This is a genomic window from Massilia pseudoviolaceinigra (assembly GCF_030846505.1).
Lineage (GTDB): Bacteria > Pseudomonadota > Gammaproteobacteria > Burkholderiales > Burkholderiaceae_D > Telluria_A > Telluria_A violaceinigra.
In genome coordinates, this window is record NZ_JAVCWL010000011.1 from 16126 (window position 1) to 33791 (window position 17666).

17 protein-coding genes and 1 pseudogene are annotated in these 17666 nt (G+C 64.5%); 16 read left to right on the forward strand and 2 right to left on the reverse strand.

Translation table 11 applies throughout. The annotated features are described in order from the left end of the window. The first annotated feature begins 3 nt into the window (after positions 1–3). The 15 genes from RBA40_RS12465 (at position 4) to RBA40_RS12535 (ending at position 14730) form a co-directional block, all read left to right on the forward strand. The gene (locus RBA40_RS12465) at positions 4–1239 is read left to right on the forward strand and encodes a type II secretion system F family protein (RefSeq protein ID WP_099879729.1); all 1236 of its coding nucleotides are present in this window, start codon (positions 4–6) and stop codon (positions 1237–1239) included. After that, on the forward strand, positions 1236–1769 hold the full coding sequence (locus tag RBA40_RS12470) for a type II secretion system protein (protein WP_306648184.1): 534 nt from the start codon (positions 1236–1238) through the stop codon (positions 1767–1769). The genes RBA40_RS12465 and RBA40_RS12470 overlap by 4 nt, the downstream gene beginning before the upstream one ends. An 80-nt stretch (positions 1770–1849) precedes the next feature. Further along, complete coding sequence (locus RBA40_RS12475; protein ID WP_306648185.1) at positions 1850–2374, forward strand: type II secretion system protein; 525 nt, start codon at positions 1850–1852, stop codon at positions 2372–2374. 94 nt (positions 2375–2468) lie between these two features. Then, a complete protein-coding gene (locus RBA40_RS12480; protein WP_306648186.1) occupies positions 2469–3023 on the forward strand; it encodes a pilus assembly FimT family protein in 555 nt (184 codons plus the stop codon). Beyond that, complete coding sequence (locus RBA40_RS12485) at positions 3013–3627, forward strand: type IV pilus modification PilV family protein (RefSeq protein WP_306648187.1); 615 nt, start codon at positions 3013–3015, stop codon at positions 3625–3627. The genes RBA40_RS12480 and RBA40_RS12485 overlap by 11 nt, the downstream gene beginning before the upstream one ends. Next, a complete protein-coding gene (locus RBA40_RS12490; RefSeq protein ID WP_306648188.1) occupies positions 3624–4475 on the forward strand; it encodes a type II secretion system protein in 852 nt (283 codons plus the stop codon). The genes RBA40_RS12485 and RBA40_RS12490 overlap by 4 nt, the downstream gene beginning before the upstream one ends. Continuing rightward, the gene (locus RBA40_RS12495; RefSeq protein ID WP_306648189.1) at positions 4472–4918 is read left to right on the forward strand and encodes an agglutinin biogenesis protein MshP; all 447 of its coding nucleotides are present in this window, start codon (positions 4472–4474) and stop codon (positions 4916–4918) included. Before RBA40_RS12490 ends, RBA40_RS12495 begins: the two co-directional genes overlap by 4 nt. Before the next feature lie 905 nt (positions 4919–5823). Beyond that, the gene (locus tag RBA40_RS12500) at positions 5824–8031 is read left to right on the forward strand and encodes a DUF6701 domain-containing protein (RefSeq protein WP_374710492.1); all 2208 of its coding nucleotides are present in this window, start codon (positions 5824–5826) and stop codon (positions 8029–8031) included. A 163-nt stretch (positions 8032–8194) separates the two neighbouring features. Next, positions 8195–9136, forward strand: a complete 942-nt coding sequence (gene pilM, locus RBA40_RS12505) for a type IV pilus biogenesis protein PilM (RefSeq protein WP_306648191.1) — start codon at positions 8195–8197, stop codon at positions 9134–9136. Further along, positions 9133–9840, forward strand: coding sequence for a PilN family protein (locus RBA40_RS12510; protein WP_306648192.1), 708 nt, complete (start codon positions 9133–9135; stop codon positions 9838–9840). Before pilM ends, RBA40_RS12510 begins: the two co-directional genes overlap by 4 nt. Next, entirely contained in the window at positions 9837–10556 is a 720-nt protein-coding gene (locus RBA40_RS12515; RefSeq protein WP_306648193.1) for a type II secretion system protein M, read from the forward strand. Before RBA40_RS12510 ends, RBA40_RS12515 begins: the two co-directional genes overlap by 4 nt. Further along, entirely contained in the window at positions 10541–10921 is a 381-nt protein-coding gene (locus RBA40_RS12520; protein WP_306648194.1) for a hypothetical protein, read from the forward strand. The genes RBA40_RS12515 and RBA40_RS12520 overlap by 16 nt, the downstream gene beginning before the upstream one ends. An 8-nt stretch (positions 10922–10929) precedes the next feature. Beyond that, positions 10930–12717 (forward strand): pilus (MSHA type) biogenesis protein MshL, encoded by a 1788-nt coding sequence (gene mshL / locus RBA40_RS12525; RefSeq protein ID WP_306648195.1) that lies wholly within the window; start codon positions 10930–10932, stop codon positions 12715–12717. A 1-nt stretch (position 12718) separates the two neighbouring features. Beyond that, the gene (locus RBA40_RS12530; protein ID WP_306648196.1) at positions 12719–13609 is read left to right on the forward strand and encodes an ExeA family protein; all 891 of its coding nucleotides are present in this window, start codon (positions 12719–12721) and stop codon (positions 13607–13609) included. After that, positions 13606–14730, forward strand: a complete 1125-nt coding sequence (locus tag RBA40_RS12535) for a tetratricopeptide repeat protein (protein ID WP_306648197.1) — start codon at positions 13606–13608, stop codon at positions 14728–14730. The genes RBA40_RS12530 and RBA40_RS12535 overlap by 4 nt, the downstream gene beginning before the upstream one ends. A 1-nt stretch (position 14731) precedes the next feature. On the opposite strand, the gene RBA40_RS12540 is transcribed toward RBA40_RS12535, so the two are convergent. Together RBA40_RS12540 and RBA40_RS12545 are read right to left on the reverse strand one after the other, a co-directional pair. Beyond that, positions 14732–15829: an HD-GYP domain-containing protein gene (locus tag RBA40_RS12540; RefSeq protein ID WP_306648198.1), complete on the reverse strand. Its 1098-nt coding sequence runs from the start codon at positions 15827–15829 to the stop codon at positions 14732–14734. 22 nt (positions 15830–15851) lie between these two features. Then, positions 15852–17009, reverse strand: coding sequence for a pyridoxal phosphate-dependent aminotransferase (locus tag RBA40_RS12545; protein WP_306648199.1), 1158 nt, complete (start codon positions 17007–17009; stop codon positions 15852–15854). Between the two features lie 175 nt (positions 17010–17184). Between RBA40_RS12545 and RBA40_RS12550 the strand changes: the two are divergent. Then, positions 17185–17555 (forward strand): annotated as a pseudogene (locus RBA40_RS12550) (integrase core domain-containing protein); the annotation flags it as partial. Between the last annotated feature and the right edge of the window lie 111 nt (positions 17556–17666).

A 17666-nucleotide genomic window follows, 5' to 3' on the forward strand; every position in this document is an offset into this window, starting at 1 on the left:
ACCGTGCCGTTCTTCGCCTATAAGGGACGCAACGCCAAAGGCGAGCTGATGCAAGGCGTGCTGGAGGGCGCCGACAGCGGGGCCGTGGCCGATCAGCTGTTCGGCAACGGCGTCACGCCGCTCGAGATCAGCCCGACCAGCCGCGCCGTCACCAGCAGCGGCGAGGAAGAGAGCTGGCTCGACCGCATGTTCGAGAAAAAAGTCACCTCGATGGATGTGCAGTTGTTCAGCCGTCAGCTCTACACCTTGCTCAAATCCGGCGTGCCCATCATGCGCGGGCTGGCGGGGTTGCAGGAATCGGCCATCAGCAAGTCGTTCGGCAAGGTGATCAAGGATTTGCGCGAGTCGCTCGATTCCGGACGCGAGCTGTCGGCGGCCATGCGCCGCCATCCGGACGTGTTTTCCAATTTTTACCTGTCCATGGTGCGCGTGGGCGAAATGACGGGGCGCCTGGAAGACGTGTTCCTGCGCCTGTTCGACCACCTCGAATTCGACCGCGACATGCGCGAGCGGGTGAAAACCGCCACGCGCTACCCGATGTTTGTGATGATCGCCATGCTGCTGGCGATGATCGTGGTGAACATTTTCGTCATTCCCCAGTTCGTGAAGGTGTTCGAGAGCTTCAATTCGCAGTTGCCGCTGATGACGCGCATCCTGATCGCCAGCTCGAACTTCATGGTGCGCTTCTGGCCGGCGCTGCTGGGCTTCTCGGTGGTGGCGTTTTTCGGCTGGCGCAGCTACATCAATTCGACGGAAGGGCGCATGTGGTGGGACCGGGTGCGCCTGCGCATCCCGATTGCCGGCAAGATCATCCTGAAAGGCACCATGGCGCGCTTTGCGCGCAGCTTCGCGCTGTCGATGAAGAGCGGGGTGCCGATGGTGCAGGCGCTCACGGTGGTGTCGCAAACGGTCGACAATGCCTATCTGTCCTCGCGCGTGGAGCAGATGCGCGATGGCGTCGAGCGCGGCGAGAGCATCTTGCGCACGGCGGTGGCGGCCGGGGTGTTTACCCCGATCGTGCTGCAGATGGTCGCGGTGGGCGAGGAAACCGGCTCGCTCGACGACCTGATGGATGAAATCGGCCAGATGTACGAGCGCGAAGTCGATTACGAACTGAAAACCCTGTCGGCCCAGATCGAGCCGATCATGATCGTGTTCCTGGGGGCGATGGTGCTGGTGCTGGCGCTGGGCATCTTCCTGCCGATCTGGGATCTGGGCAAAGCCGCTTTGCATAAATGAGACAGATTGCCACCCCGCCAACGTTGTCATCGGGGTGCTCGCGCCGGGGCGGCTTTTCGCTGCTGGAAATGGCGGTGTGCACGGTGGTGATGGCGGTGTTGACTGGTGTGCTTTTACAACGCTTGCTCTACTATCGCGAACAGGCCGAACTGGCCGCCGTGGAACAGCTCGCCGGCGTGCTGCGCAGCGCGCTGGTGCTCAAGATCGGCCAATTGCAAGCCCGTGGAAAAGAGGCGGAAATTCCCTCTCTCATTGGGAAAAACCCGATCGACTGGCTGGCTGAAAAGCCGCGCAATTATGCCGGCGAATACTTCGCGCCGACTCCGGCCCAGGTCGGTCCCGGCAACTGGTATTTCGACCTGAAAACCAAAACCTTGGTGTACTTGATAAGTGGGGAAAAAAAATTTCCACGTGGCACTGCGAAGCGCATCGACTTCAAGGTAGAATTCACTCGCTTGCCCACAATCCCCGCCAAGCAGAGTGGTACGTCAGAAACTCGGACCGTTGCCCTTACTCAAGTTAATAGTTAAACCGCCGTTAAAGAATACGGTAGTCGTGTTTCTGTTACGCACCTCATATTTCACTGCTTAAATCGAATTTGGAGATCCACATGAAAATGCAATCCCACGGTAAGTTCATTCGCACTGCTCAAGCTGGCTTCACCCTGATCGAACTGATCGTTGTGATCGTCATTCTCGGTATCCTCGCCGCCACCGCGCTGCCAAAATTCGCCGACCTCGGCGGTGACGCCCGCGCTGCCACCATGAAGGCGGCCAAGGGTTCGCTGGAAGCCGTCTCGGCCATGGTGCACGGCAAGTACCTGATCGCCCCAACCGCCACCGTGTCGCTCGAAGGTACCTCGGTGACGGTCGCTAACGGCTATCCTACCGGCAATGCCGCCCTGCTCGAAGCAGCCGGCCTGAAAGATACCGACTACCAGCTGATCACCACCGCGCAAAGCTCGGCCAATACGCCGACCACCATCGCCGGCGAAGTGGCCATCGTGCCGCTGAGCGTGTCGGGCACCCCCAAGGGCTTGAACTGCTACGTGCACTACAAGCCGGCCGTCGCGGCAGTGGCCCCGGCCACCGATGCGACCCCGCCGGTGATCACCGTCAAAGCCACATCCTGCTAAGCCGTACCGAGTGACTGGCGGACTAGCGCACGGAACGACGGGCATCGCGGCCAAGGCCGCTGTCCAGTGCGCCAGTCCTGCCGGCAACTTCTCCATGAGCGGTATCCTCCGGCGCCACGGCAAGCACCTCCAGCAGGGTTTCACGCTGGTCGAGCTGATCACCGTCATGGTGATCGTCGGCGTCCTGGCCGCCGCCGCGGCGACCCGCTATTTCGACCGCGCCGTGTATGATGCGGCCGCCTTCACCGAACAAGCCCGCTCCCTGGTCCGCTACGGCCAGAAAGTGGCCGTCGCCCAGAACCGTCCCGTGTTCGTGCGCCTCGACGGCAACAGCGTGGCCCTGTGCTTCGTGTACGTGGCCGACGGCAGCTGTCCCGCCGACCAGCGCGTGATGTCTCCCTCCGCCAACAATACCGCCAGCACCAATACGCTGGCCCGCTGCGCCAATTCGACCAGCTGGGCTTGCGAAGGCAACCCGCCCGGCGTTACCTATGCCACCAGTCCCGCGACCGCTTTCTTTTCCTACGATGCGCTGGGCCGTCCCGCCAACGTGGGCGCGGATGCGTTTGCCAGGTTGACCATGACCGTCAAGTCCGGCGCCAGCAGCGTCGCCCGGGTGGTGGAAGCCGATACCGGCCATGTGCACTGAGCGCGCCGCTACCCGCCCGCGCACCCTCGCTTACCAGCGCGGCATCAGTTTTGTCGAGCTGATCATCTTCATGGTGATCATCGGCGTCGGCCTGGCCGGCATCCTCAACGCCATGAACCTCACCACCCGGGTCAGCGCCGACCCGCTGGTGCGCAAGCAGGCGCTGATGCTGGCCGAAGGCTTGATGGAAGAAGTCCAGCTGGCCCGCTTCACCTTTTGCGACGCCACCGACGAGCAGGTCGATTCGGCCGAGAGCGCGGCGATCGGCCCAACCGGCTGCGCCACCCTGGTCGAGAACGTCGGCAACGAAGCCGGCGGCACGCGTCCGTTCGACAACGTCAACGATTATGTGGCCGCCTACGGCAGCGCCACCGAAGCGTTCCTCACCTCCGCCAAGCTGAGCGACGCGGCCGGAATGGAAATCCCCTTGCCGGGCTACACCGCCAGGCTGACCGTGACGCCCACCAACCTGCTGGGTCCGGCCGGAGCCGGCCTGCCGTCATCGGAAGCCTTGTGGATCCGGGTGGCGGTGTCGTACAACAATGTCGAGACGGTGGTGCTGGACGGCTACCGCGCGCGCTACGCACCGAATTCCCCGCCATGATGCCGCCACGTTCACGTCAAGCAGGCTTTACCCTGGTCGAGGCGATCGTCGTGATCGTCATCACCGGCATTTTGGGCGGCATCGTCGCCACCTTCCTGCGCCTGCCGGTGCAAAATTATGTCGACAGCGCCGGCCGCGCCGAGCTGACCGACGTGGCCGACACTGCCGTGCGGCGCATGGTGCGCGAAATCCGCCTGGCGCTGCCGAACACGGTGCGCGTGACGGGTCCCTCGAGCGCGGCCGGTACCTCGATCGAATTCGTGCCCACCAAGACGGGCGGGCGCTACCTCGCCGCCGAGGATGTCGAATCCGGCGAACACCTGAACTTCGCCGTCGCCACCGACGTCAACTTTCGCGTGGTCGGCCCGTTGCAGGGCGGGACCCAGCAGATCGTGGCGGGCGACACGGTGGTGGTCAACAACATGGCCGTCGAAGGCGATCTGGCCAATGTGTACGCGGCCGCGCCGACCAACCGCGCCCAGGTGACGGCGGTGGACGCCACTAACAAGCTGGTCACGCTGGCGGCCAATCCGTTCGCGGCGCAAAACCCGCCCCTGGCCCATCCGCTGCACCGCTTCCAGGTCATCGGCCAGCCGGTCACCTACAGCTGCGCCAACGGCATGCTGTACCGCCACGCCAACTACGGCTTCAAGGCGGTGCAGGAGGCGGTGCCGAGCGCCGCGCCGGCGATCCTGGCGACCAACGTGGCATCCTGCGAATTCAATTATTTCTTGGTCGGCAACACGCGCTCGGCGCTGGTGCGCCTGACCCTCACCCTGCACCGGGCCAATGGCAGCGACGGCCCGATCCGCCTGATCCAGCAGGTGCACGTGGATAACAACCCATGAAACGCTTTCCCAACCTGGAGCGCATGCGCGGCGTGAGCCTGGTCACCGCCATTTTCCTGCTGGTGGTGCTGGCCGGGCTGGCGGTGGCGATGGTGACCCTGGCCACTAGCGCCCAAACCAGTTCGGCGCTCGACTTGCAGGGCACGCGCGCCTATTTGTCGGCGCGCGCCGGCGCCGAATGGGGCGTGTACCAGGTCACGCGCGCCAATGGCGCCTGCGCCACCAGCACCTTCCCCATGCCGGCCGACAGTACCCTGGCGCGCATGAAGGTCACCGTGATCTGCACGCGCACCTTGGATACGGTCAGCAAGCTGCAGCGCTACACGGTCCGCAGCACCGCCTGCAACACGCCGGGCACGGGCGCTTGCCCGAGTCCGACCAATAACATCGACTATGTGCAGCGCGTGGTGCATGTCGAATTGAGCGAGCCGGGGCAGCCATGACGCAGCGCATCGACAGGTTCTGGCGCGCCGCGCTGGCCATGGGGTGCGGCGCCGGCCTGCTGCTGGCCAGCCTGCCGGCCCGGGCCGACACGCCGATCGCCCTGTTCAAGAGTTATGCCGGACGGCTGAACTTTACCGGCACGCAAAAAACCATGCGCACGGGCGCCAACGGCAGCAATCCTTGCAACATCACCAACAATGCGCTGGTCGCCAAGCTGACCGGCATTCCCGCCACCGCCAAGATCGTCAGCGCGCACCTGTACTGGGCCGGGTCAAGCAGCACGCCCGACTATGGCGTGAGCATGGATGGCGTGGCGCTGAGCGCGCCGGCCAACCGCCGCTTTACCACCGCGACCATCGGCTACAATTATTTTTCCGGCGCGGTCGACGTGACGGCGCAAGTGACGGCCAAGCGCAATGCCGACTACGCGTTTTCCAACCTGACGATCACCAACGGTACCCCGTACTGCGCGGTGGAAGGCGTGGTGGGCGGCTTTTCGCTGGTGGCGATCTACTCGGATCCGAACGAAGCATTTCGCGTCCTCAACCTGTACGAGGGCTTCCAGTACATCCGCACCTTCGGTACCGACAATATCAAGGTGAGCCTGAACCTGAGCAACTTCAGGACGCCAACGCCGCTAGGCAGCGCCACCGGCCGCATCGCCCACGTGACTTGGGAAGGCGACAGCTCGCTCTCCGGCGGCGGCGAGAACCTCAAGTTCAACGGCGGCGAGATGGTCGATGGCGCCAATCCGACCGGCAACCAGTTCAATTCCACCAGCAATATCGGCGGCACGGTCGACAACGCGTCGTACGGGATCGACTTCGATTCCTACCTGCTGGCCAGCCCCAGGCTGTTTGCCGGCCAGACCACCGCCACCATGCTGTACGAGTCCGGTCAAGACATGGTCTTGCTGAACGCTGAAATCGTCTCGGTGCCGAACGTCGACGTGGCCGACCTGTCGCTGGCGATTGCGCTCACGGGGACGCCGGCGCGCGGCAACAACGTCAACCTGGTGCATACCGTGACCAACCAGGGCCCCTTGCCGGACGCCGGGCCGATCACGGTGAAGCATACCCTGGCCAATGGCCTGACCTATCTGTCCTCGTCCGGCACCGGCTGGAGCTGCAGCGCCAGCGGCCAGGTGGTGACCTGCACCAGCGCCGAAGCGCTCGAGGTGGGCGAGTCGGCACCGGCGCTGTCGATCACGGCCAGGATCGGCCTGACGGCGCCGAACAGCATGACCAGCAGCGCGACCGCCAGCGGCTTGCAGTTCGATAATGACATGGGCAATAACAGCGCCAGCAATACGATCACCTTCAGCAGCGCGCGCTATGTGTTCACTGACAATCCGTGCGAAGTCGGGGTTGCCTTCGGCACGCCCGGTAAATGCAATCTGCTCAGCGTCCCGACCTTGCAGGCGGGCGTGCAGTCGCCCGTGTATGTGACTTTTGTGGATAGCAACTTCAGACCCGCCTTGCCGCCGTCGACCACGCCGACCCTGCAATTCTCGTTTCGCTGCGTTAATCCGACCACCAGCGCCGGCGGGGTGGCCAGGCTGAAGGGCGTGGCGCTGAAAGCCTGCATTTCGAGCACGGCCCTGCAAAGCGCGACCCAGTGGCAAGGAATCGCCATGGCGTTCGCGACCGGCGCGCCAAGCAGCACGCTGATGCAGTTTGTGTACGGCGACGTCGGGATGATCGAATTGTTTCTATCGGAAACGGCTTCCGCCGTGGCCCTGACCAGCACCAGCGGGCAGTTCGTGGTGCGGCCGTATAAATTTGCCCTGAGCACGCCGCTGAGCAACCCCGCCGGCGCGGTCGCCGCCGACGACATGACGGCCGACATCGGCCGTTTCTGGAAGGCCGGCGCCGGTTTTACGCTGAACGTGGTGGCGCAGGCGGCGGACAGCACCCCGACTCCCAATTTTGGCAAGGAAACCACGCCGCAGGAAGTCGAGCTGCTCACCACGGCGACCATCGATTCCACCAATTACGCTATTCCCGGCGACACCAATTCGGAAACCTTGCCCTTCGCCGAGATGCAAACCGGTCCGGGCGACCCGGTGCGCAAGGTGGAAGGCAATTTCGGCGCCTTCAGCGCGGGCGCGGCCACGGGCAGCAATTTCACGTTCGCCGAGGTCGGCATCGTCAACGTCAACGTGCACATGAAAAGCGGTAATTATCTCGGTGCCGAGGATGTCGCCAGCGACGGCGTGGCGCTGGGCCGTTTTTATCCGGACCATTTCCGTACCACCGTGCCGATTGCGATCACCTGCGCCGCGCAGCATCCGCTCAACTGCCAGAATATCGGCCTGCATTACTCGAAGCAGCCGATCCAGACCATCGTGACGGCCTACAACGCCGCCGGCGAGATCACCAGGTTTTATCAGGGCAAGTTCGTGAAGGCGCCCAAGCTATTGCCATACACCGCCCTGGGCGGGCTGACCCAGTCGCCTTCGGGCACGCTCACCCCGAGCCCGATCGCCAACGCCGCCACCGTCTTCGTGCAGGGCAGCGGCACCGCCTGGCCCAGCTTCGATTTTGCCGCCGCCAGCATGGCGCCGGTCGATATTTACCTGCGCGCCAGCGACGCCGACCTGGTGACCTCGGGCCGCTCCGGCCTGTCGGTCGAGGGCGCCACCAAGATCGTGCGCGGGCGCCTGCTGATCGAAAACGCCTTCGGTTCGGAGCTGCTGGCGCTGCCGGTGGTCATGCGCGCCCAGTATTGGAGCGGCACCAGCGCCACCGACGGCCGCTGGGCCGACAGCCGTACCGACAGCATCAGCATTGTCGCCACGCCGGCGCCCGCCTCGGGGGTGGTGACGTTCCCGCACAGCGTCACCGCCGCCCAGCTGCTGCTGAGCTATTCGCAGTGCCTGAAAAGCATGGCTGCGTGCAGCGCGGCGACGCCGTTTCCTGATCCTAAGTCCACGCTCGCGAGCGCGTCGATGGTCAACGGTCTGGTGAAGTTCAAGTTCGCGCCGACCAACAAGACCGGCAGCGTGAACGTGAGCGTCGGCCAGCCCGTGTGGCTGCCGCCGGCGGCCGGCAAACTGACCTTCGGCGTGTATAAACCGACCCCATTGATCTACATCCGCGAGGTTTTCTGATAGGGGCGCGTAAAGAACATTCCATCCTGCTATGCCTATGCGGTGGAAATAAGACGGTTTCTGTTGCCGAACGCAAATTTCGTGTTAAATCACGGTGAAACTTGAATATAATCAAGACGCTACCGTGCGAACTTCGCGCGCGGTATTGATATAGATTGCGGGCATGGGATTTTTCTCGAGATCAAAGAAGAAGGATGGCTTGCTGGCGATCGCCCTGCATGGCGAGGGCGTGTTTGCCGCCCGCGTCAAGCGCCAGGCCGAGGGCATGCCGCGCGTGACGCTGGCCTCGTTTTATCCCGCCGAAAAGAGCACCGGCCCGGACATGCTGGAAAAGACGGGCAAGGACTTGCACGCCGGCAGTTTCCGCTGCACGACCATTCTCGGTGCCGGCGAATACCAGTTGCTGTCGGTGGAGTCGCCCAATGTGCCGGCCGACGAGCTGCGCACCGCCGTGCGCTGGCGCCTGAAGGACATGCTCGACTTTCCCGCCGACCAGGCCAGCATCGACGTGCTCGACATTCCCACCGATAAAGCCCAGGGCCGCAGCCAGTCGCTGTTCGCCGTGGCCGCGCGCAACAGCCTGATCGAAACGCGCCAGAACCGCTTTGTCGACGCCGGCGTGCCGCTGGCCGTGATCGACATTCCCGAAATGGCGCAACGGAATATCTCGGCCCTGGTCGAACCGGAAGGGCGCGGCGTGGCCATGCTCTCGTTCAGTAACGAAGGCGGCTTGCTGACAGTGACCTACAACGGCGAGCTGTACCTGGCGCGCCGCATCGATGTGACGCTCGAACAATTGCTCGACAGCGATCATGATCGCAAGCACGTGTGCTACGACAAGATCACCCTCGAACTGCAACGCTCGCTCGACCATTTCGACCGTCAATACAACTTCATCAATGTCTCGAAACTGGTGCTGGCGCCGACCGGCGCGAGCGGCCTCGACGAATACCTGTCCAGCAATCTGTACACCAAGGTCGAATCGCTCGACCTGGCCACGGTGCTGGACCTGGGGAGCGTGCCGGAACTGGCTGCGCTTGCCCAGCAGCAGCGCTTCTTCCTGACCTTGGGCGCGGCGTTGCGGCAAGAGGAGGCCGCCTCTTGAGCCAGCAGATCAATCTATTCAACCCCGACTTTCTCACGCAGAAGAAGATCTTCACGTCCGGCGCCATGCTGATCGCGCTCGGCGTGCTGGTGGCCGGCGCGCTGGCGCTGGTGTTGATGGGGCGTCACAGCGTGCGCGCGCTCGAAGCGGAAGCGGCGGCCGGCGCCGAGCAGCTCGAACTGAAGAAGGCGCGCCAGGCCACCGTCATGGCGGAATTCGCCCCGCGCCAGAAAAGCAAGCAACTGGAAAACGAGATCGCCAGCGCCGAAGCCGACCTGGCATCGCTCAACGCGGTCGCCTCGATGCTCAATAGCGACACGATGGCCAACTCGCGCAAGGGTTTTTCGCGCTATTTCAAGGCGCTGGCACGGCAGTCGGCGGGCGACCTGTGGCTGACCGGAGTGCGCATCGGCGGCGTCGGCTCGCATATTGCCTTGCAGGGCAGGGCGCTCGACGCCAACCTGGTGCCGGCTTATGTCAGCCGTCTCACGCGCGAGCCGGCCATGCGGGGCAAGAGCTTTTCCAGCCTGCAGATCAGCCGCGCCCGTTTGCAGGTCGATGGCAAGGACTCGCCCGACCCATCCCAGCTGGCGCCGTATATCGATTTCACCCTGCAGGATCTGCCTCCTGAACGCGTGGCCGCGGCCCCGGCGCCCGCCGAGCTGGCGGTGGCGGCCACGCCCAAGCCGGAGGTTGCCAGATGAAAGCGCGCCTGCTCAAGCTGCAACTGAAAATCGATGCGATGAGCGTGCGCGAGCGCGCCATGGTGTTCGGCGCCACGGTCGGCGTGATCGTCTTCATCATGTTCGCCATGCTGATCGACCCGCTGTTCGTTCGCCAGAAAACCTTGCGCAACCAGATCAGCCAGCAGCAAAACAATATGCAGGGCATCGACGCCGAGATCACCGCCATGGTGCAGGCGCACGCGGCCGATCCGGACCTGGCCAGCAAGGCGCGCCTGGCGGCGATCAGGAACGCCAGCGCCACGCTGTCGAACCAGCTGCGCACGGCGCACAGCAGCCTGGTGGCGCCCGAACGCATCGCGCCGCTGCTCGAATCGATCCTCAAGTCGAATGGCCGCCTGCGCCTGGTGGCCCTGAAAAGCTTGCCGGTGATGTCGTTCGACGGTTCCTTCGACGCCGCCGCGGGCCCGGCCGTTGCCGAACCCGCAGCCCCGGCCACGGCGCCCCCGGCTACGGCGCTCCCTGCCGTCTCCAGCCGCGCCATCTACGCGCACGGGGTCGAGGTGACGGTGCGCGGCAATTACCTGGACATGGTCAATTACATGGATGCGCTCGAAGCCATGCCGCTCCAGCTGTACTGGGGCGCGGCCCAGATGGAGGTCGACACCTATCCCGAGGCGCGCCTGAGCCTGACACTGTACACGCTGAGCCTGGACAAGAAATGGATGACGCTGTGAACCCGCGCCGATTGCTGTGCGTGGCCGCGCTGGCGCTGCAGGCGGCGGCCGCCACGGCCCAGCCGCTGGCCGACCCGACCCGTCCGCCGGCGCGTTTCACCATCCCGGCCGGTAGCCCGGCTGACGCGCCGGCGGCGCCGGTGGCGAACGCGCTGCCGCAACTGCAGTCGGTGCTGATCGCGCCTGGCGGGCGCCACGTGGCCGTGATCGACGGCCAGACCGTGCGCCTGGGCGGCCTGTTCAAGGGCGCGCGCGTGGCCCAGATGACGCAAACCGAAGTTGTCCTGGTGGACGGCGCCAGCCGCCGCGTATTGCGGCTGTACCCGCCGGCACCACCGCCGCAGCGGCATAACGAGAGAGACTGACAAAAAGCATGCAAAAACAACGTGTGGAACACCTCGTGATGGCATCAGTGATGGCAAGCGCCGTCATCCTGGCTGGCTGCAACGCCACGCCCAAGCGCGACACGTACGAGAACATCACCGCCCAGATGGCGGCCGCCGCGCGTCCCGTGGCCGCCACGGCGCGGCCCGACGACGCGGTGGCGGCGGCCCTGCTGCCGCCCGTCGCGGCGCTGGCCGGGCAGCTGCCCAAGTCGCGCCAGGCGCTGGAAGAGCGCTTCAACGTCAGCTTCAACAATGTGCCGGCGCAGCAATTCTTCAATTCGATCGCCACCGGCACGCGCTACAACATGCTGGTCCATCCCGAAGTGAGCGGTAACATCAGCGCCAACCTGAAGGACGTGACCCTGGCCGAAGCGCTCGACGCCGTGCGCGAAATGTACGGCTACGAATACCGGATCGAGGGCAACCGCGTCTCGATCAAGCCGCTCACCATGCAGACGCGCATGTTCCAGGTCAACTACCTGGTGGGCAACCGCAAGGGCAAATCCAACCTGCGCGTGACCTCCACCTCGATCACCAATGCCGGCACCAGCAACAGCGGCGGCAGCAGCGGCAGCTCGGGGCAGGGCAACAATAACAGCAACAATAACAGTAACGACCAGAACGGCGGCGGCACCACCGAGCGGTCCGACAGCAGCAACGTCAGCACCACCTCGGACAGCGATTTCTGGGTCGAGCTCAAGGCCTCGATCGCCGCGATTGTCGGCTCGAAAGAGGACGGCCGCACGGTGGTGGTCAATCCGCAGTCGGGCGTGGTGGTGATCCGCGCCATGCCGGAGGAACTGCGCAATGTCGACCTGTTCCTGAAGGCGACCCAGCTGTCGGTCGGGCGCCAGGTGATTTTGGAAGCCAAGATCCTCGAAGTGGAACTGAACGACAGCTTCCAGAGCGGCATCAACTGGGCCTCGTTCGCCTCCTTTCCCGGCTCGCACGGCAACCGCGTCTCGACCGGTTTCCTCACGCCCGGCACCACGCTCCAGCCACTGCCGTTCGGCACCGGCCAGCCGCCGATCATCAGCGACGGCAAGACCATTGCCGCCAGCACCGGCTTCCTGCTCTCGAATGCGGCGGCCACGGCCGGATCGATGTTCGGACTGGCCTTCCAGACCAGCAATTTCGCCGCGCTGATTTCCTTCCTGGAATCGCAAGGCACCGTGCACGTACTGTCGAGCCCGCGTATTGCCACGATCAACAACCAGAAAGCCGTGCTCAAGATCGGCACCGACGAGTTTTACGTGACCGGCGTGTCGACCACCACCAGCACGGGCGACAACAACAATACCGTCAGCCCGAGCGTGACCTTGCAACCGTTCTTTTCCGGCGTGGTGCTCGACGTGACGCCGCAGATCGATGACAAGGGCAATATTTTGCTGCACGTGCATCCCTCGGTCAGCCAGGTGACCACGGTGAACAAGTCAGTCAGCCTGGGCAGCGCCGGCAACCTGAGCCTGCCGCTGGCGGCCTCGTCGACGTCGGAAATCGACAGCATGGTGCGCGGGCAGGATGGACGGGTGGTCGCCATTGGCGGCCTGATGCGCCAGTCCTCGACCGCCGATGGCTCGCAGGTTCCCGGTGCGGGCAGCCTGCCGGTGATCGGCGGGTTGTTCCGCAACAAGGCCAACGTCAACCAGAAGCGCGAACTGGTGGTGCTGATCAAGCCAACCATCGTCGACGGCCCCAACGGCTGGAACCAGGATTTGCTCGACACCAGCCGCCGCTTCGACGATCTGGATCCGAACGCGGCAGGGCGCCGCTGACATGTACACCTCGCACTTCGGCCTGCGCGAAGTCCCGTTCGGCATTACGCCGGACACGAGTTTCTTTTTCACCAGCCCGCATTCGCAGGAAGCGCTCAATACCCTGCTGGTGGCCGCCCGCAGTGGCGAAGGTTTCATCAAGATCACCGGCGAAGTCGGCACCGGAAAAACCCTGTTGTGCCGCAAGTTCATGGCGACCTTGGGCGACGCTTTCTTCACCGCCTACATTCCCAACCCGTATCTGGAGCCGCGCACCCTGATGCTGGCCCTGGCCGACGAACTGGAAGTGGTGCTGGACAAGAATGTCGACCAACATCAGCTGATCAAGGCCATCACGAACAGGCTGCTGGCCTTGGCCAATGAGGGCAAGCGCGTGCTGCTGTGCCTGGACGAAGCGCAGGCGATTCCCATCGACAGCCTGGAAGCGCTGCGCCTGCTGACCAACCTCGAAACCGAAAAACGCAAGCTGCTGCAGATCGTGCTGTTCGGCCAGCCCGAGCTGAACCGCAACCTGGCCCTGCGGTCGATTCGCCAGCTGGCCCAGCGCATCACGTTTCACTACCATCTGGGACCGCTGACGCGCGACGATGTGGAGTATTACCTGGCGCACCGGTTGCGGGTGGCCGGGTTCACCGGCGCGCGCCTGTTCAGCCGGCAGGCGGTGGGCGCGCTGTACTCGGCCAGCGGCGGCATTCCGCGGCTGGTCAACATCCTCGCGCACAAGGCGCTGATGCTGTGCTACGGGCAGGGCAAGCAGCAAGTGAGCCGCAGCCACGTGAGCGAAGCGGTGCGCGACACGATTTCCGCCAGGCGCCGTCGGTGGCCCTGGTTTGCCGCGCTGGCGCTGAGCCTGGCGGCGGGCGGCGGACTAACCTGGGCCTTGAATACATGAGTCTGATCAACAAGATGCTGCAGGATCTCGACAAGCGCGGTTCGCCCGGTGCCGATGGCGCGCCGGCCGATATCCGGCCGGTGGGGCGGGGCGAGCGCAGCGTGCCGCTGCCGGTGGTGATGGGCGCGCTGGCCGGGGTGATCATCCTGACCGCGGGCGGCGTGTACGGCTGGCGCTACCTGCAGCAGCCGCGCACCGCGCCGGTGGCGGTGGTGGCGCCCGCGGCGCCGATCCGGCCGGTCGTCATTACGCCGCCGGAACAGTTGCCGATGCCGGAAACGGCGCAGCCGCAGCAGGTGGCGACGGTGGCGACGACCGCGCCGCCGCCGCCGGCCACGGTGGCGTCGGACAATGCCACGTCGCGGCCCAAGCCGCCCGCGCAGCCGGAGCAGGCGCCAGCGCCTCCGCTGCGCGAGGAAAAGCTTGCGTCGCCGTCGCCGCTGCGCGAGCGGAACGTACCGGTGCGCGAGGAAAAACCCGTGTCCCCGCCGCCGCGCGTCAACCCGCCGGTGGCCAGCGTGGCGCTGGCGCCGCAGGCAGGCCGGCAGGCGGTGACCGGGCAGGGCGCCGAGGGCGCCTACCGGCGCGCCTTGACCAGCTTGCAGGACGGCCGCATGACGGAGGCGGTGGCCCAGCTTGAAGCTGCGCTCGCCATCGATGCGCGGCATGAGGCGGCGCGCCAGACGCTGGTCGGCATCCTGATCGAGCAGCGCCGCACCGATGAAGCGATGCGCCTGCTGCAAGCCGGCCTGGCGATCGACGTCAGACAGCCCGCCATGGCGATGCTGCTGGCGCGCTTGCAGATCGACGGCGGCGGGTCTGGAATCGACACCCTGATGGCGAGCTTGCCGGCGGCCGGGGGCAATGGCGAGTATCGCGCTTTCCTGGCCGGTGCGCTGCAGCGCGAGCGGCGCCATCAGGAAGCGGTGGAACAGTATCAGGCCGCGCTGCGCGCCGCGCCGGAAAATAGTGTGTGGTGGATGGGGCTGGGGATTTCGCTGGAAGCGGAGAAACGGCTGCCGGAAGCGCTGGCGGCATTCCAGCGGGCCAGGGCGGCGGGCAATCTGTCGCCCGAGTTGCAGGGTTTTGTCGAGCGCAAGGTGGCGGCGCTGGGGCGCTGAATTACAAGCTCGCCAGCTCGCCCCAGATCTGCTTCATCGGAAAGCGCAATTTGGCGTGATCTTCATGCAGTGCTTCCGCGATGGCGCAGCCCGGCTGGGTGGTCACGCGCTGCTGCGCCTCGGCCAGGGCTTTGCCGTCGGCCGCGCGCAGCACATGCACGGCCATCCCCGCGCCATCTTCGTCGCGCCGCGACACCACGCCCAGCTCCGCATTTTCCAGCCGCACCAGCGTGCCGGGTGGATATGCGCCGATCTGCGTGGCGAAGTGCCCCAGCACGATCTGGTCGTACGGCATGTCGTTACCCGCGCATAAACGCTCCAGCGCCACCGGCGGCAGCAGGGAGCGCCGATAATTGCGCGCCGAAACGAAGGCGCAATAGCGGTCGGCCAGCCCGATCAGCTTGGCATTTTGCGAAATCTCATCGCCCAGTTTGCCGGCCGGATAACCGCTGCCGTCGTCATTCTCGTGGTGCAGCAGCACCAGGTCGAGCCAGGCTTCGTCGCTGACGCCGGCGAAGCGCAGCATTTCGACGCTGGCCGACGGATGGCGCCGCACCAGCGCCCGTTCTTCGTGCGACAGGGCGCCATCCTTGTTCTGGAACAGGTCGGCCTGGCGCACCATGCCCACGTTCATGCTCAGGGCGGCCGCCGTGATCACCAGCACTTCGAGGGGCGACTTGTGCATCGCGCGCGCGATCAGGCAGGCGACGACGGCCGCCTCGGTGCAATGGCGCACGGCATAGGCGCCGGCGATCTGGTTCAGGAAAATGGCTGCCAGGGCGACGTCGGCGCCCCGTTCGACGGTAGCGATCAGGTCCTGGGCGATGGCGCGCAGTTCGCGGTCGGCGCTGCCCTGGTCGCGCAGGTCCATCAAGGTGCTTTCGAGGCGGCGGTTGATCTGGTTGAGCGATTGCAGCACCGATACCGGCGACGAGGCCTCGGCGTACAGGCCCGCTTCGATCCAGTCGTCCAGCTGGCCAGGGGCGAGGACCTGGCCTTTCTGCAGCAGCGGGCGATTCGACGAGGGCGTGCTGAAAATATCCCAGCGCAAGGGTTCGCCGAATACCAGATCTGCCAAGGTGATGCGCCTGATTGCCATGATAATATTCCAGCCCGGTGAATCACAGTCTTGCGAGGCGCTCCAGCGCCAGGCGCAAGGTTTCGTCTTTCTTGGCGAAGCAAAAACGCACAATCCCCGACTCCCGGCCCTGGCTGTAAAACGCCGACACGGGAATGGCGGCGACCTTGATGTCGGTGGTCAACCATTGTGCAAAATCCGACTCCAGTATAGGCGAAATCGCCTCATACTTGACGCACTGAAAATAAGTTCCGTCGGCTGGCAACAACGTGAAGCGCGAGCCTTTCAGGCCGTCGCGGAACAGGTCGCGCTTGCGCTGGTAAAACGCTGGCAGATCGCGGTACGGCGCAGGGTCGGCCATGTAGGTGGCCAAGCCGTGCTGCATGGGCGTGTTAACGCTGAAGACATTATATTGGTGCACTTTGCGGAACTCCGCCATCAGGCTGGCGGGCGCGGCGACGTAGCCGATTTTCCAGCCGGTGACGTGGTAGGTCTTGCCGAAGCTCGATACGACGAAGCTGCGCTCGGCCAGTTCCGGATAGCGGCACACCGACTCATGGCGCTCGCCGTCGTAGACCATGTGTTCGTACACCTCGTCCGACAGGATCAGGATGTCGCTGCCGCGCACGATGTCCGAGAGCGCTCGCAGGTCGGCTGCGCGCAGGATCGAGCCGGTCGGGTTGTGCGGGGTGTTGATGACGATCAGGCGCGTGCGCGGGGTGACGGCCGCGGCGACCTGCTCCCACGGCACCGTGTAGCCATGTTCGCCGAGCTCCATGGCGACCGGTACCGGTACGCCGCCAGCCAGGGTGATGGCGGGCAGGTAGCTGTCGTAGGCCGGTTCGATGACGATCACTTCATCGCCCGGGTGCACGCAGCACAGGATGGCGGTGGTCAATGCCTGGGTGGCGCCGGCGGTGACGGTGATCTCGGTGGCGGCGTTGTAGTGGGCACCGTAGACGGCCGCGATCTTGGCGGCGATGGCCTCGCGCAGCGCGGGCATGCCGGTCATCATCGGATACTGGTTGTGGCCGGCGCGCATGGCGGCGTCGACATGGTCGAGCAGGGCTGGTTCGCAGGCGAAATCGGGGAAGCCCTGGCCCAGGTTGACCGCGCCATGCTCGCTGGCCAGCGCCGACATCAGCGAAAAGACGGTGGTGCCGACGGCAGGCAGGCGGGTGTGCAGGACGGGAGTGGACATGGAGCGTTCGGATAGTGACAGAGACAACTATTCTAGCGCAGGCACGGGCGGCAGGTGATGGCCTGCCTTGTTCGCAGGGGCAGTGGCCAGCAGGGCAGCCAGGCGCGCGATGCCGACCCGCTCGATCAGATATCGGCAATCGTTTTTGAACCGGATTGTCGTGGGAAGCACCATTTTTACAGACCGTTTTACCCGCAGGAAGAAGGATGCCGAGGGGAACCGAATACCTACGGGCAAGCATGTGTTCGACGTCCTGGACACGCAACTCAAGATCGAGCATCTTCTCATTCCACCATGCCACCCGCAAATCAACGGCATGGTGGAGCGCTTCAATGAACATATCACCGAGATCGTCAATCAACCTGCTTCGATTCTGTCGCAGAGCTCGAATCAACGCTGCGCAACTACGCCAAGATCTACAACCCCAACATTCCCCAACGCGCTTTGAGCCATCAGACACCCATCCAAGCATTCAAGAAATGGCAGGAAGAAAAACCGGATCTATTCTTAAAGCGCGTATATAACCAAGCGGGTCTTTACACATAATGGGATCCCTACCGCTGTACTTTAAATTAGTCGGGCAGGTGTCTCAAGTCATGTTGGCACACGGCGAGGGCACCTTGCAGAGATAACAGTGCTCTGTTTCTTTGCTCATGG